14 protein-coding genes are annotated in these 14275 nt (G+C 73.5%); 6 read left to right on the forward strand and 8 right to left on the reverse strand.

The window, feature by feature from the left end; genetic code table 11:
- Positions 1 to 34 precede the first annotated feature (34 nt).
- From ACZ45Z_RS02970 to yczE, 3 genes are all read right to left on the reverse strand, one after another.
- Positions 35 to 1435 carry an MFS transporter gene (locus ACZ45Z_RS02970; protein ID WP_468355558.1) on the reverse strand — a complete coding sequence of 467 codons (1401 nt, stop codon included), beginning with the start codon at positions 1433 to 1435 and terminating at the stop codon, positions 35 to 37.
- 66 nt (positions 1436 to 1501) lie between these two features.
- Positions 1502 to 2302: a glycerophosphodiester phosphodiesterase family protein gene (locus ACZ45Z_RS02975; RefSeq protein ID WP_468355025.1), complete on the reverse strand. Its 801-nt coding sequence runs from the start codon at positions 2300 to 2302 to the stop codon at positions 1502 to 1504.
- Positions 2299 to 2889, reverse strand: a complete 591-nt coding sequence (gene yczE, locus ACZ45Z_RS02980) for a membrane protein YczE (RefSeq protein WP_468355561.1) — start codon at positions 2887 to 2889, stop codon at positions 2299 to 2301. The genes ACZ45Z_RS02975 and yczE overlap by 4 nt, the downstream gene beginning before the upstream one ends.
- Positions 2890 to 3083: 194 nt before the next feature.
- Between yczE and ACZ45Z_RS02985 the strand changes: the two genes are divergently transcribed.
- Complete coding sequence (locus ACZ45Z_RS02985; protein ID WP_468355028.1) at positions 3084 to 4589, forward strand: SCO1417 family PLP biosynthesis transcription factor; 1506 nt, start codon at positions 3084 to 3086, stop codon at positions 4587 to 4589.
- Between the two features lie 58 nt (positions 4590 to 4647).
- Here the strand turns inward: ACZ45Z_RS02985 and ACZ45Z_RS02990 are convergent, their stop codons facing one another.
- Together ACZ45Z_RS02990 and ACZ45Z_RS02995 are read right to left on the reverse strand one after the other, a co-directional pair.
- A complete protein-coding gene (locus ACZ45Z_RS02990; RefSeq protein WP_468355031.1) occupies positions 4648 to 6294 on the reverse strand; it encodes a hypothetical protein in 1647 nt (548 codons plus the stop codon).
- Positions 6295 to 6462: 168 nt separating this feature from the next.
- Positions 6463 to 6657 (reverse strand): hypothetical protein, encoded by a 195-nt coding sequence (locus tag ACZ45Z_RS02995; RefSeq protein ID WP_400059771.1) that lies wholly within the window; start codon positions 6655 to 6657, stop codon positions 6463 to 6465.
- 231 nt (positions 6658 to 6888) lie between these two features.
- Here ACZ45Z_RS02995 and ACZ45Z_RS03000 point away from each other — a divergent pair, with 231 nt between their 5' ends.
- Positions 6889 to 7302 (forward strand): YchJ family protein, encoded by a 414-nt coding sequence (locus ACZ45Z_RS03000; protein ID WP_468355035.1) that lies wholly within the window; start codon positions 6889 to 6891, stop codon positions 7300 to 7302.
- Between the two features lie 85 nt (positions 7303 to 7387).
- Here ACZ45Z_RS03000 and ACZ45Z_RS03005 read toward each other — a convergent pair whose 3' ends face one another.
- Both ACZ45Z_RS03005 and ku read right to left on the reverse strand, forming a co-directional pair.
- Entirely contained in the window at positions 7388 to 7762 is a 375-nt protein-coding gene (locus tag ACZ45Z_RS03005) for an RNA-binding S4 domain-containing protein (protein WP_468355038.1), read from the reverse strand.
- Positions 7763 to 7771: 9 nt separating this feature from the next.
- Positions 7772 to 9007 carry a non-homologous end joining protein Ku gene (gene ku, locus ACZ45Z_RS03010; RefSeq protein WP_468355041.1) on the reverse strand — a complete coding sequence of 412 codons (1236 nt, stop codon included), beginning with the start codon at positions 9005 to 9007 and terminating at the stop codon, positions 7772 to 7774.
- A 30-nt stretch (positions 9008 to 9037) separates the two neighbouring features.
- Between ku and ligD the strand changes: the two genes are divergently transcribed.
- Positions 9038 to 9934: a non-homologous end-joining DNA ligase gene (gene ligD, locus ACZ45Z_RS03015; protein ID WP_468355044.1), complete on the forward strand. Its 897-nt coding sequence runs from the start codon at positions 9038 to 9040 to the stop codon at positions 9932 to 9934.
- 35 nt (positions 9935 to 9969) lie between these two features.
- Positions 9970 to 11664 carry a murein biosynthesis integral membrane protein MurJ gene (gene murJ / locus ACZ45Z_RS03020; protein ID WP_468355047.1) on the forward strand — a complete coding sequence of 565 codons (1695 nt, stop codon included), beginning with the start codon at positions 9970 to 9972 and terminating at the stop codon, positions 11662 to 11664.
- 30 nt (positions 11665 to 11694) lie between these two features.
- Here the strand turns inward: murJ and ACZ45Z_RS03025 are convergent, their stop codons facing one another.
- A complete protein-coding gene (locus ACZ45Z_RS03025; protein ID WP_468355050.1) occupies positions 11695 to 12309 on the reverse strand; it encodes a hypothetical protein in 615 nt (204 codons plus the stop codon).
- Between the two features lie 159 nt (positions 12310 to 12468).
- On the opposite strand from ACZ45Z_RS03025, the gene ACZ45Z_RS03030 reads away from it, so the two are divergent.
- Positions 12469 to 13098: a class I SAM-dependent methyltransferase gene (locus tag ACZ45Z_RS03030; protein WP_468355053.1), complete on the forward strand. Its 630-nt coding sequence runs from the start codon at positions 12469 to 12471 to the stop codon at positions 13096 to 13098.
- A 163-nt stretch (positions 13099 to 13261) separates the two neighbouring features.
- Complete coding sequence (locus ACZ45Z_RS03035) at positions 13262 to 14125, forward strand: alpha/beta fold hydrolase (protein ID WP_468355056.1); 864 nt, start codon at positions 13262 to 13264, stop codon at positions 14123 to 14125.
- Positions 14126 to 14275 lie beyond the last annotated feature (150 nt).

Raw genomic sequence — 14275 nt, forward strand, 5'->3', positions numbered from 1 at the left:
AAAGGCGTACACTACCGCCCCGCGCGCCACGAACCTAAATTCGGTCCGGTACCGGATTTCCGGCCGCCACGATGGCCCGCCGCACCGGCACCCTCGCCAGCAGCACGAAACCGACCACGAAGAACGCCAGCAGGGACACGATCGCCGCCCGGTAGCTCCCCGTCAGTTGGTAGGCCACCCCGAACACCAGGGGTCCCAGCCAGCTCACCCCGCGATCGCTCAGCTCGTACGCGGAAAAATACTCCGCCTCCTTCCCGCGCGGAACCAGATGCGAGAACAGCGAACGCGACAGCGCCTGGCTGCCGCCCAGGACCAGGCCGATCCCGGCCGCCAGCCCGAAGAACCACACCGGCTCCCGGGCCGGCAGGAAGCACCCCACCGCGATCGTCAGCGACCACGCCACCAGCGAGCCCAGGATCACGCGCCGCGCGCCGTGGCGCCGCGCGAGGCGGCCCATCAGCAGCGCGCCCGCCGCGGCCAGCACCTGCACCAGCAAGATCGCCACGATCAGCGTCGTCTGGTCCAGCCCCAGCTCCTCCGAGCCGTATACCGACGCCTGCGTGATGACGGTCTGCACCCCGTCGTTGTAGACCAGATACGCCAGCAGGAAGGACAGGGTGAGCGGGTGGCGGCGCATCTCCCGCAGCGTGTGCCGCAGTTGGCGCCACCCCTGCCCCAGCCGTGCGCCACCCGCCGCGTCCGGCGCCGCACCGGTCCTGGGCCCGCCGGCACCCGCCGTCCGCCGGTCGCGCAACCGGCGCAGCGGTATCAGTGTGAAGGCGCCCCACCACAGGCCCGCCGAGGCCAGGCAGATGCGCACTGCCGTGCCCTCGGTGACGCCGAAGGAGTCGTGCCCGACGTAGAGCGCCAGGTCCGCGACCAGGACCAGACCCCCGGCCGCGTAACCGAACGCCCAGCCCCGCGAGGACACCGCGTCCCGTTCGCCGGGCTCGGCTATCTGCGGCAGGAAGGCGTTGTACAGCATCATCGACACCACGAACGAGGCATTCGCCAGCACCAGCAGCCCGCCGCCCAGCAGATAGCGGTCGCCGCCCACGAAGAACATCCCCGCCGTCGCCGCGGCGCCCGCGTACGCGCAGCAGCCCAGCAGCGGCTTCTTCCGGCCACCGCGATCCGCCAGCGCGCCGGCGACCGGCATCACCAGCACCGACAGCAGCAGCGACGCCGACACCGCGTAGGCGAAGAACGAGCCCGCGCGCACCGGAACGCCCAGCGGATGGACGAAGCCGTCCACGTCCGCCGCGGCCTTCGCCACCGACGTCAGATACGGCCCGAGGAAGACCGTCAGCACGCTCGTCGAATAGACGCTGTTGGCCCAGTCGTACCAATACCAGCCGCGCTGTTCGCGGCGCCGGGCGGCCGCCTCGTCCCCGCCCTCGTCCCCGGCTCTGCCTCCGGCCTCGTCCCCGGCCACGGCACGCACGCTCACCGCCCCACCCCCGCCCCCCCGTCACCGCGCCGGACGACCGCCGGTCCCTTTTCAGGCCCAGCGGCCCCGCTCGGTCAGCACCGCGCGCAGTGTCTCGATGTGGTCGGTCATGATGCCATCCACCCCGAAGTCCAGCAGGGCCGCCATCCGGTCCGCGTCGTTGACCGTCCAGACGTGGACCTGCATACCGAGCGCGTGCGCGGCCCGCAGGAACAGCGCGTCGACGACCGGAATGCCGCTCTGCCGCTCGGGGACCTGGACGCACACCGCGCTGCGCCGCACCGCCGCCCCCAGCAGCCGGTCCAGCGGCAGCGCCCCGCGCCCGTAGGACCGCAGCCGCAGACCGGCCACACCGCCGGTGCCGAGCGAGGTCGCCATGCGCCGGCCCGCCAGGCGCTGCGCCCGCCCGACCCGGGCCTCCGAGAACGACCCGACGCACACCCGGTCCCAGGCGCTGGTCCGGCGCAGCAGGCTCAGCAACGGCGCCAGCGCGGCCTCCGCCTTGAGATCGACGTTCCAGCGGGCGTCGGGGAACTCCTCCAGCAGCTCCTCGAACAGGGGCAGCGGCTCGTGGCCGCCGACCCGGGCCCGGCGCACCGCCCGCCAGGGAAGGGCGCCTATCGCGCCGCGCGCGTCGGTGACGCGGTCCAGCGTCGCGTCATGGAAGGCGACGAGCTTGTCGTCCGACGTGGCGTGCACGTCGGTCTCCAGATAGCGGTAGCCCAGGTCCACCGCGCGCCGGAAGGCGGTCGCGGTGTTCTCCAGGCCGTCCGCCGCCCCGCCCCGGTGGGCGAAGGGGAGCGGGGCGGGATGGTCGAGATAGGGGTGGCGGATACGCGTCGCTCGGATCACTCGGGAAGTATCGCCTGCGCCTGACGCGCGCCACCTCGGGCCACCACCGCGGACGGCCGCTCCGGCAGACCCTTGATCGCGAAGCGGCGCAGGAAGAACTGCGCCAGCGGCCCGATGGCCAGCGCGTAGACGACCGTGCCCACGCCCACCGAACCGCCGAGCAGGAAACCGACCGCGAGCACCGTCACCTCGATACCGGTGCGCACCAGGCGGACCGGCCGGCCGGTCCGCAGGTGCAGGCCGGTCATCAGCCCGTCGCGCGGGCCGGGGCCGAACCGCGCGGAGATGTACAGGCCGGTCGCGGCGCCGTTGAGGAGCACGGCGAAGGCCAGCAGCGGCACGCGGACGCCGAGCGAGGAGAGGTCGGGGACCAGCGCGAGGGTCGCGTCCATCACCACCCCGAGGATCACCACGTTCGACACCGTGCCCAGACCGGGGCGCTGGCGCAGCGGAATCCACAGCAGGAGGATCAGCGCCCCGGAAACGACGGTCACGGTGCCGATCGAGAGTCCCGTATGGACCGCGATGCCCTGGTTCAGCACGCTCCACGGCTCGAGCCCCAGCTCGGCCCGCAGCATCAGGCCCATGCTCACGCCGTACAGGACCAGTCCGGTGTAGAGCTGGACCAGCCGACGCGGCAGAGCCGCGCGTGGCGGCCCGGATTCCCTGGTGATGGACACGACTCGTCCCCCTCATGGCACGATTGGACTGACGCATGACACCATGTGGCACGTTCGAGCTCGCCAAGTAGAGCCAATTCGGGGAAGGTGGGCTGATCTTCATGGCTCAGTGGACATCGGCGGTCGGTGCGCCCCAACTCGCCCGGCTACTGCGGTCGCAGGACCCCCGGGAGGCCGAACTCCCCGCCGGCGGCCGCCGGTTGCCCGCCTACCGCACGCTCGCCGACGGCGTACGCCTCCTCGTCCTGGAGGGCCGGGTGCCGGTCGCGGCCAGACTGCCCGCCGAGCGGGAACTGGCCGCCGCCTTCGGAGTCAGCCGCACCACCGTCGCCGCCGCCTACGAAGCGCTGCGCGCCGAGGGGTTCCTGGAGTCCCGGCGCGGATCGGGGAGCTGGACCTCGGTGCCGGCCGGAAACCCGCTGCCCACCCGCGGCCTGGAACCGCTGCCGCCCGAGGCCGCCGGCTCCATGATCGACCTCGGCTGCGCCGCGCTGCCGGCCCCCGAACCCTGGCTGACCCGCGCCGTCCAGGGCGCCATGGCCGACCTGCCGCTGTACGCCCACACCCACGGCGACTACCCGGCCGGCCTGCCCGTCCTGCGCCAGGCCCTCGCCGACCGCTACACCGCCCGCGGCATCCCCACCATGCCCGAGCAGATCATGGTCACGACGGGCGCCATGGGCGCCGTCGCCGCGATCTGCCGCCTGTGTACGAGCCCCGGCGAGCGGGTGGCCGTCGACTCCCCGTCCTACGCCAACATCCTCCAGTTGATGCGGGACGCCGGCGCCCGGCTCGTCCCCGTCGCCCTGGGCGAGCGGCTGGCCGGCTGGGACATCCCCGCCTGGCGCCAGGTCATGCGCGACGCGGCCCCCCGCATGGCGTACGTCGTCGCCGACTTCCACAACCCCACCGGCACCCTCGCCACCGAGGACCAGCGCCGCCGCCTGGTCGACGCGGCGCGGTCGGCCGGCACGCTGCTCGTCGTCGACGAGACGATGACCGAGCTCCAGTTGGACGCGGACGGCGAACCGCCGCGTCCGGTCTGCGCGTTCGACCCCGCGGGCAGTGCCGTCATCACCGTCGGCTCGGCCAGCAAGGCGTTCTGGGCCGGGATGCGGATCGGCTGGGTGCGTGCGGCGCCCGACATCATCCGCAGCCTGGTCGCCGCCCGCGCCTACTCCGACCTCGGCTCGCCGGTGCTCGAACAGCTCGCCATCGCCTCGCTGCTGGAGACCGGCGGCTGGGAGCGGGCCGTCGAGATCCGCCGCGACCAGGCCCGCGAGAACCGCGACGCGATCGTCGCCGCCCTGCGCCGGCACCTGCCCGACTGGGAGTTCAGCGTGCCGCGCGGCGGCCTGACCCTGTGGGCCCGTACCGGCGGGCTCTCCGGTTCGCGGATCGCCGAGGCGGGGGAGCGGCTGGGGGTGCGCGTGCCGTCCGGGCCGCGGTTCGGCGTCGACGGTGCGTTCGAGGGCTTTGTGCGGCTGCCCTTCACGGTCAGCGGGGCGGTCGCGGACGAGGCCGCCGTCCGGCTGGCCGGCGCCGCGCGCCTGGTGGCGACCGGCGCCCCGCTCTCCACCGAGAACCGGCCGGCGTTCGTCGCCTGACGGGTCTTCGGCGGTCCGCCGGCGAAGAGACCGGCACGCCGAGCCGCCGCCGCGCGCGTCAGCCCTCGGCGCGAGCGGCGTCCACGGCGCCGTTGAAGCCGACCGCCTCGCGGCCGCCGCCCGTGTCGGCGGCCGTGGACTTGGTGACGCTCACCGTGCTCGCGCGGGCGGCCGGTGCGGCGGGCGTCGCCTCGCACAGCGGAACGGTGCGCTCCGGCAGCAGCGCCACCACGGCCTGCCGGTGCGCCTCGCTCGTGGCGTCGTCGTACGGATCGGGCGTGGCCGGGACCTGCAGCCGCAGCACCGGGCCGGCTCCCAGCCGTGCGTAGCCCCGCCCGGGCGGTACCGCCGGCGTCGGCGTGGTGTGCGGCGGCGCCCCGAGCACCGCGCGCACCTCCGCCGCCGTGGCGGGGCCGAGCACCACCCTCGCCTTGGTGTGCGCCCGTACCGGCTCGCTCAGCGACTCGGCGCTGTCGAACTGGTCGGCCACGACCACCGTGACGTGGGCCGCCCGGCCGTGCCGCAGCGGCACCTGGAGCAGCCGCTGCGGATCGTCGCGGCCCTCCGTGGCCGCCAGATGGGTCAGCGCCGTCGGACGGTCCGCGAGGATCCACAGCGGCCGCCGGGTGTCCTCCGGCGCGGACCGGCCCAACTGCCGGGCCCGGTTCGCCACGATCAGCCGCCGCTCCGTCTCGTGCGCGGCCCACTCCAGCGTCGCCAGCGCCCCCGACAGCCCGCTCTCCACCCCCAGCACGCCGCTCCGCCCGGCCAGACACTCGAACTCCCCGGTGCCGCCGCCGTCGATGACCAGGACATCGCCGTGCTGCAGCGCCTGCAGGGCGATCGAGCGCAGCAGCGTCGTCGTGCCCGTACCGGGCTGTCCCATGGCCAGCAGATGCGGCTCGGTGGACCGCCGGCCGGTCCGCCACAGGACCGGCGGCGCGTCCCGGGTCTTCTCGCTGTCGTGGACCGGCAGCGTCCGCGGTACGGAGTCGGGGTCGGTGAACCCCAGCACCGTCTCGCCCGGCGCGGTGACGAACCGCTGCGCGGCGATGTCGGTGGGCAGCGCGGCCAGGACGCTGAGCACCAACTGGTTGGCCTCCTCGTCCCAGGCGAAGCGGTACTCCCTCCCGCGACCGCATTTGGCGTGCAGCACCTGCTCGATGCGGGCCCGGGACTGGTCCTCCCCGTCGGTGAAGTACGCCGGGTACTTGAGCTGGAGGCGTTCGAGCCGCCCGCTGTCGTCGAAGCCGAATTCGGTGAAGACCCGCTCCCAGTCGCCGTCGTGGGCGTACAGCGGGCTGGGATCCTCCTCGACGGTGAAGTAGGGCACCAGCGCTTCGTACAGCGCCTGCAGTCGTTCCCGCTCCGCCTCGCTCGGGCCGGTGTCCGCCGGGGTACGGTCCCGCCCCGCCCAGGCCGCCGCTCCCATCACCGAGATGAGGGCGAGCAGCGGCCCGTAGGGCACCAGCGCCACGACCAGGACGCAGGCGGCGACCACGAAGAGCAGCGGGCCCCGGCCTTCCTTGGGCGTCGCGGTCCAGCGGCGCCCTCCGGCGACGGCCAGCCGGCGCAGTCCACGGCTGACGATGATCAGCGGGTGGAACACGTCGGACGCGCTGTCCGCGGCGCTGCGGGCCAGCTCGCGACCGCGCGCGATCGGGGCGGTGGCGGTCAGGATGCGGGGCAGGGGGCGCCGGGCCACATCTGTCTCCTGTTGCTCGTGCGGTGGTCGTGAGCGGAACGGGCTCGTGTGGGAGACGAGCCGGAGGTGCTGCCCGGGAGGGGCCCCGACTGGACCTGGGACGGCTCGAACGGGACCTGGGACGGCCCGGAACGGGGCCCTGAGACGGCCCGGAGGGGGGCGGCCGCGCTAGATCTTGAGTCCGCCGAGGAGGCTCGCCAGGCTGGCGCCGCCGGCCTTGATGCTCGGCGCGATGGCGGAGCCCGCGAGATAGAACCCGAAGAGCGCGCAGACCAGGGCGTGGGACAGCTTGAGGCCGTCTTTGCGGAAGAAGAGGAAGACGATGACGCCGAGCAGGATGACGCCGGAAATGGACAGAATCATGGGGGGTTCTCTCCTGGGTGGTGGTGGGGACGGTCACCATGAGTTCTTCCAGCCTCACAGCAAGTATCAAGCCCCCAAAAGCTGCGAATGGGTGATTTATCGTTGAAACCCCCCTATTGGGCGCAGGCCGGAACGGGCCCGCCGTTGACGTGCGCGGGAGGCGCGGCGACGACCGCCGAAAGCCCCGCGGCCGCGGCGCGCCCCCGCCCGGCGACCCGGCACAATCAAGGGGTGCCGAAGAACGAACCGCGCCGCCCGGCGGCCCCCGCCCCCACCCTGCCCTGCCCCTGCGGGCGCGCTCAGACCTACCGTGACTGCTGCGCCGCCTTCCACGAAGGGCGGGCCGCCGCCCCGACCGCGGAACGGCTGATGCGCTCGCGCTACAGCGCCTTCGCCGTCGCCGACGCCGGCTATCTGCTGCGCACCTGGCACTCGACCACCCGGCCCGCCGCGCTCGACTTCGAACCGGCCCAGCGGTGGACCGGCCTGGAAATCCTGGGCACGACCGGTGGCAGCGCCTTCCACACCGAGGGGACCGTGGAGTTCCGCGCGCACTTCACCCTCGACGGGGCCACCGGCAGCCAGCACGAGAACAGCCGCTTCGTCCGTGAGGGCGGCCTGTGGGTCTACGTGGACGCGCTCTAGCCGTATCGCTCACGAGTTGATCACGAGCGTGGTCGACGGCCACCCGGCCGGGCGTCACCCACCGGCCGGCGCGATCCCCGGGCCGCTACCTGCCGCGTAGCTGCTCGATCTCCCGGCGGTCCCGCTTGGTGGGCCGCCCGGCGCCGCGATCGCGGTGCGCGATGACGGGGATCTCCTCGCGCGGCGGGGGCGGCGGGCTGTTGTCGACGAAGCACTCCGCGGCGACCGGCGCGCCGACCCGCTTGCGCACGAGCCGGGTGACGACCACGACCCGTTCCCGCCCGGCGATGCGCAGCCGCACCTCGTCGCCGATGCGGACGCCCTGCGCGGGCTTCGCCCGCTCACCGTTGACGCGCACGTGGCCCGCCCGGCAGGCCGTGGCGGCCTGCGAACGCGTCTTGGTCAGCCGCACGGACCAGATCCAGCTATCGATGCGGGTCGTCCCCTGGTCTGAAGCCATGCCACGACTCTAGAACCCGATGCCGCGCGGCAGGGCCCGGGCCGAGGCATTCCGGCCCGTCTTCTTGGCCGCGTTCCCCTTCGCGCCGCCCCCGGACGCACCGCTGCCGGACCCGCTCCCGCCCGCGCGCGAGCCGCCCTTCCCGGTGCTCTTGCCCGCGCTCTTCGCGGTGGTGGCCTTCCTGCCCGACGAGGTCCCGGCGGAGGCCCCCGCCGAGGTCCCCGACCCCGAAGAGGCGGTCGTCTTCCTGCCGCCGGACGCCTTCGGGGCGGACGCCGTCTTCTTCGCCGTCGAGCCGGTGTTCTTGCGCGCCGGACCCGACCCCGCCGCCGTGCGCGTGGCGGCCGTCTTCTTGCCGCCGCCCTTCTTGCCACCGCTCTTCTTCGCCCCGGCCGGCTCGCTCGCGTCGGCCGCCTTGCGTCCCCGTATCGGCGTGACGGTGGCAGACTCCCGCTCCTCGTCGTCCCCCTGCCCCCCCTGCACCGCCCGGACGCTCTTCTCCAGGGCCGCCATCAGGTCGATGACCTGGCCTCCGGTGTCCGGCCTGGCCGGAGCGACCGGCTCCCCGCCCTCCAGCTTCGCGGCGACCAACTGCTCGACGGCCTCGCGGTACTCGTCGTGGAGTTCGGCGGGATCCAGCTCGCCCAGGGAGTCCATCAGCGTCTCGGCGAGCGTCAGCTCGTTCTCCCGGACCTTCACGTTCTCGGGCACCACACCGGTCGCGGGCCGGATCTGGTCGGGCCACAGCAGCGCGTGCATCACGATCGCCCCCTCGTGCGCCCGCAGCATCGCCAGCGTCTCCCGCCCCCGCATCGCCACCTTGCCGATCGCGACCTTCCCGTGGTGCTCCAGCGCCTCCCGCAGCAGGGTGTACGGCTTGGCCGCTGCCGCCCCGTTGGGCCCCAGGTAGTAGGACTTGTCCATCTGGAGCGGGTCGATCTCGGACGGGTCGACGAAGGACAGGATCGTCAGCGTCTTCGACGTCGGCAGCGGCAGCCGGGAGAGGTCCTCATCGGTGATCGGCACGATGGTGTCGTCCCCCGGGGCCTGGTAGCCCTTGCCGACCTCCTCGTTCGGGACCTCCTCGCCGTCCAGTTCGCAGATCTTGCGGTACTGGACCTGCGCGCCGTCCTTCTCGTGAATGCGGACGAATGGCACCGACGAGGTGCGGTCGGTGGCGCTGTAGGTCTTCACGGGGATGGTGACCAGGCCAAACGATATGGACCCATTCCATATAGATCGCATAGTTCGTCCCTTGTGTGGGATTCTCATCGTATGTCGCCGATCACCGTCGTGGAGGGGCGGCGCCTCTCACTGACCAACCTGGACAAGGTCCTCTATCCGGAGACCGGCACCACCAAGGGCGAGGTGGTGCACTACTGCACCACCACAGCGGACCTGCTCCTCGCGCACCTCCGGGACCGGCCGCTGTCGTTCCTGCGCTTCCCCGACGGCCCCGACGGCCTCCGCTTCTTCACCAAGAACGCGCCGCCCGGCACCCCCGCCTGGGTCAAGACCTGCGAAGTCCCCCATACGAGTGGCGAACCCACCCAGCAGGTGCTGCTCCAGGACCTCTCCTCCCTGGTCTGGGCCGCGAACCTGGTCGTCGAACTGCACACGCCCCAGTGGACCTGCGACGCGCCGGGCTCCGCCGACCGCCTCGTCTTCGACCTCGACCCCGGTGAACCGGCCACCATCGTGGAGTGCTGCGCCGCCGCCCGGTGGCTGCGCGACCGGCTGGCGGCCGACGGCCTCCACGCCTACGCCAAGACCAGCGGCTCCAAGGGCCTGCACCTCATCGTGCCGATCGAACACGCCCCCTCGGAGAAGACCACGGCCTACGCCAGGGCGCTGGCCGTCGAGGCCCGGGCCGCGCTCCCCGACCTCGTCGTGCACAAGATGACCAAGGCCCTGCGCCCCGGCAAGGTCTTCATCGACTTCTCCCAGAACGCCGCCGCCAAGACCACCGCCCTCGCCTACACCCTGCGCGCCCGCCCCACACCCACCGTCTCCACCCCCGTCACCTGGGACGAGGTCGCCACCTGCACGAAGCCGGAGCAACTCGCCTTCCTCTTCGGCGACATCGCCCCTCGTCGCGAGCGCCACGGCGACCTGCTCGCCCCGCTCCTCGACCCCGACCGGGCCCGCCCGCTCCCCACCGCGCCTTCCTGAGCGCACCGACCGCGGCGGCACCGTACGTTGACGGCATGGTGGAGGGGACGACGCGCGACACAACGCGCGACACAACGCACGACACGAGGCCGCAGGACACGACCGGGCGGCGCCCGCACACGGCGTCCAAGGGCGGTGGCCTGGCGCGCTCCTCGATGCTGATGGCCGCCGGGACGGTCGTCTCCCGGGCGACCGGGCTCATCCGGACGGTGCTCCAGGCCGGCGCGCTCGGCACCGGCCTGCTGGCCAGCACGTACAACACCGCCAACATGGTTCCGATGAGCATCTACACCCTGCTCATCGGCGGCGCCCTGAACTCGGTGCTCGTACCGCAGCTCGTCCGGGCGCGGGGCCGGGACGAGGACGGCGGACGCGCCTACGAACAGCGCCTGGTCACCCTCGTCCTCGGCGTCCTCGCGGTCGGCACCCTCCTGTCGGTGTGGGCCGCCCCGCAGATCGTCGCCGTCTACACGCCCGACACACCCACGACCCACGCCGCCTTCGAACTCACCGTGGTCTTCGCCCGCTTCCTGCTCCCGCAGATCTTCTTCTACGGCCTGTTCTTCATCCTCGGGCAGGTCCTCAACGCCCGCGGCAGGTTCGGCGCGATGATGTGGACGCCCGTCCTCAACAACGTCGTTCTCCTCGCGATGTTCGCTCTCTACGCCGGCCTGATGACCGGCCCGGACCGCATCGAGGACATCACCCCCGGCCAGACCCAACTCCTCGGACTTCTCACCACCGCCGGGATTGCCCTCCAGGGCCTGGCTCTGATCCCCTTCGTCCGCGCGAGCGGCTTCCGCTTCCGGCCGCGCTTCGACTGGCGCGGGACCGGCCTGCGCAAGAGCGTCGCGGCCGCCCGCTGGACCCTGCTGTTCGTCCTCGCCAACCTCGCCGCGATGACCGTCGTCACGCACTACGCCAACGCCGCGGACCGGCAACTGCCCACCGCGGGCGTCGGATACACCGCCTACTCCTACGCGCAGACCCTCTGGATGCTGCCCCAGTCGATCATCACCGTCTCGCTCGTCACGGCGCTGCTGCCCCGGATGAGCCGGGCGGTCGCCGAACACCGCCTGGACGACCTGCGCGGCGACCTCTCGCGCGCCCTGCGCGTCAGTGGCGTCCTCATCGTCCCGGCCGCGTTCTTCTTCCTGGTCTTCGGCCCGCAGATCGCGCAACTCGTCCTCGCCCACGGGGTGGTGGACGCCGCGTCGGCCCGGCCCGCCGGGCACATGCTCCAGGCGTTCGGCCTCGGCCTGATCCCGTTCTCCGCCCAATACCTGCTGCTGCGCGGCTTCTACGCCTTCGAGGACACCCGTACGCCGTTCTGGATGGCCCTGTGGATCGCCGTCGTCGACATCGTCCTGGCCACCGCTTGCCATCTGCTGCTGCCGGCCCGCTGGGCGGTCACCGGGATGGCCGCCGCCTACACCGTCGCCTACGCGGCCGGTCTCCTGGCCACCGCGCTGCGGCTGCGCCGGCGCCTGTCCGGACGACTCGACGGCAAGCGGCTGTGCCGCACCTACGGCCAACTGGCCGCGGTCGCCGCCCTCGCCGCGACCCTCGGCCGGCTCGCCGCCGACGCCTGCTCCGGTGTGCCCGTCCCGGCGGGCTGGGCACCGCTGCTCACCCTGGCCGCCGGCGGAACCACCATGGCCCTGGTCTTCCTCGCCCTCGCCCGCGCCTGGAAGATCGCGGAAGCGCGCACCCTGCCCGGCCTACGCTGAACCGGGGGCGGTCCCGGCAGGGCGACCGTTTCAGACGAGGTGTGTGGGGAGCCGGGCGGCCCGCGCGGCGGCGTTGATCCAGCCGATGACGGCGGCCACGGTCCCGTCGTCCAGGTGGGCGAGCTGCCGTACGGCGGCGGAGTCCCCGGCCATCGGGGGGACCCCGGCCGCCGTCAGCGCCGCCTGGAGGTCCAGCCGCCGCAGGTCGGGCGTCGTCACGGGGGCGTAGAGGCGGCGGCCCTCGGCGGCGTGCGGGCGCGCCTCGGTGCGCGGGGGAGCCGGCAGCGGGTCCTGGGAGAGCGGGGGCCGGGGCCCGTAGGGCTGTGGGTGGGCGCGGTGCCGGCCGGCCGGCGGCGGGGTGGCACCGGGGCCGGGATACCGCACGTCCTGCGGGCCGGGCGCCGGCTGGACCCGGTCCTGCGGGCGCGGCGGCGGGAGCAGGTGGTCCGCCGGGGGCATGGGCGGCACGAGGGCGCCCGGCGGGTACTGCGCCGTGGCCAGGCGCTCGTCGGGCCGGGGCGGGGCGAGTTCGTAGTCGAGTTCGTACTCCGTCGGGGCGCCGTACGCCATGGTGTCGGGGCCGGTGGGATACGCCCGCGCTCCGGGGTGTGGGCCGGTCGGGGGCTGGTCGTAGTACAGCGTCATCGAGGGCCGCCTCGCTGGGTCACGGTGTGGGTGTCACCCTTCTCAAGTCGGTCCGCGCCCCATCGGTTGCGCGGACGGCCGTGGTTCACCCGAAGGAAGCAGTGCCGGGACGGGGTCGGGACGCCGCGAGGGTGGCCGACGCGCCGGTACGGTGAGCGGATGTCGTACGCCCGACGGCCGGACCACCCGTACTGGAACCACAACGTCCACTACCACCGCCTGCTCCTCGACGCGGTCCCGGACGGCTGCGGGCGGGCGCTGGACATCGGCTGCGGCGACGGCCTGCTGGCCCGTCAACTCGCCCGCCGGGCCCGCGAGGTGACCGGAGTGGACAGCTCGCCCGAGATGATCCGCCTCGCTCGCGAACGCGCTGCCGACGTGCCCAACGCCGCCTTCTTCGAGGCGGACTTCATGGCGGACGGCGCGTCCCTGCCGCCGGGCGGCTACGACTTCGTCAGCGCGGTGGCCGTCCTGCACCACCTGGACTTCGCGGCCGCGACCGACCGGATGACCGCCCTGCTCGCGCCCGGCGGCCGCCTCGTCCTTCTCGGTCTCGCGCGGAACCGGACCGTTGTGGACTGGCTCGTCAGCGGCGCCGGCGTGCCCGCCGCCCGCTTCCTCGCCCGGCGGCACGGCGGGAAGGCCGACCCGGCCGGGATGCCCGTACGCGACCCGGAGATGAGCTGGGGGCAGATCCGGCGCGCGGTCCGCCGCCGGCTGCCGGGCTGCCGCTTCCGCCGCCATCTCCTGTGGCGCTACTCGGTGGTGTGGGACAAACCGCACGCCTGAGAGCCGTGCCTGGTACGGCACCGGAGGACCGGTGACGGGCCCCGGGCGACCGTTTCGCGGCCGAGGCCCCCGGCCTTGGGCTGGCAGCACCGGCTCCCGTGGTCGGCCGGTCTCCCGGGAACCAACTTGCCGTGGCTCCGCGCGCGACACGAGGATGACCGTCGTGCCCACGTTCACCGCCCCCGACACCACCGAACTCGCCTTCCACGTCGTGGGCGAGGGAGAGCCGCTGCTCTGCCTGCCCGGCGGACCGATGCGCGCCTCCGACTACCTCGGCGACCTCGGCGGGCTGGCGAAGCGACGCCAACTGGTCATGCTCGACCTGCGGGGCACCGGCGACTCCGCCGCCCCGGCGGACCCGGCCACCTACCGCTGCGACCGGCAGGTCGCCGACGTCGAGGCCCTCCGGGACCACCTCGGTCAAGACCGGGTGGACCTCCTCGCGCACTCGGCGGCCGGCGATCTCGCCCTCCTCTACGCGGCGCGTCACCCGCACCGCGTCCGCACCCTCACCCTCGTCACCTCCCATGCTCGCGCCCTCGGCATCGACTTCACCGTGGAACACCGCCGGGAGGCGGCCGCCCTGCGCACGGCCGAGCCGTGGTACGAAGGCGCGCGCGAGGCGTACGAAGCGATCTGGGCCGGCACCGCGACCGACGCGGACTGGGACACGGCCGCCCCGTTCTTCTACGGCCGTTGGGACGCGGCCGCCCGGGCACACGCGGCGGTCGAGGTCGACCAGACCAATGACGGGGCGGCGGAGCTGTACGCGTCCGCCGGTGCCTTCGACCCCGTCGCGACCCGTGCCGCCCTCGCCGCGCTGGACGCACGCGTCCTGGTCCTCGCGGGGGAAGTGGACAGCGGACCGCTTCCCCGTGTCGCCGCCGGCATCGCGGAGCTGCTCCCGAGGGCCGAACTGGTCGTCCAGCCGGGCGCCGGCCACTTCCCGTGGCTTGACGACGCCGGCCTGTTCACCCGTACCGTCGCGACGTTCCTCGCGGGGGAGCGTGCCGTACCGGGCCCCTGACGCGGGGCCAGATGCCGTGCGGGAGTGCGGAGTCGCCGCTCAGCAACCGGGATCGCCGCTCACCACGGGGAGGCGGTCATCTGGCGGTCATCACCACCGGGTGGACACAGAATCCTTTCCCGGAGTTCACACTGCGGTGATTACCACGGT

It is taken from the genome of Streptomyces sp. NPDC031210, assembly GCF_055570395.1.

What these genes read in the sequence shown, in the direction of transcription:
- yczE (WP_468355561.1), bottom strand. Translation starts at nt 2,889, where the DNA reads ATGGGCCTGATGCTGCGGGCCGAGCTGGGGCTCGAGCCGTGGAGCGTG.
- ACZ45Z_RS02985 (WP_468355028.1), top strand. Translation starts at nt 3,084, where the DNA reads ATGGCTCAGTGGACATCGGCGGTCGGTGCGCCCCAACTCGCCCGGCTA.
- ACZ45Z_RS02995 (WP_400059771.1), bottom strand. Translation starts at nt 6,657, where the DNA reads ATGATTCTGTCCATTTCCGGCGTCATCCTGCTCGGCGTCATCGTCTTC.
- ACZ45Z_RS03005 (WP_468355038.1), bottom strand. Translation starts at nt 7,762, where the DNA reads ATGGCTTCAGACCAGGGGACGACCCGCATCGATAGCTGGATCTGGTCC.
- ku (WP_468355041.1), bottom strand. Translation starts at nt 9,007, where the DNA reads ATGCGATCTATATGGAATGGGTCCATATCGTTTGGCCTGGTCACCATC.
- ligD (WP_468355044.1), top strand. Translation starts at nt 9,038, where the DNA reads ATGTCGCCGATCACCGTCGTGGAGGGGCGGCGCCTCTCACTGACCAAC.
- murJ (WP_468355047.1), top strand. Translation starts at nt 9,970, where the DNA reads ATGGTGGAGGGGACGACGCGCGACACAACGCGCGACACAACGCACGAC.
- ACZ45Z_RS03025 (WP_468355050.1), bottom strand. Translation starts at nt 12,309, where the DNA reads ATGACGCTGTACTACGACCAGCCCCCGACCGGCCCACACCCCGGAGCG.
- ACZ45Z_RS03030 (WP_468355053.1), top strand. Translation starts at nt 12,469, where the DNA reads ATGTCGTACGCCCGACGGCCGGACCACCCGTACTGGAACCACAACGTC.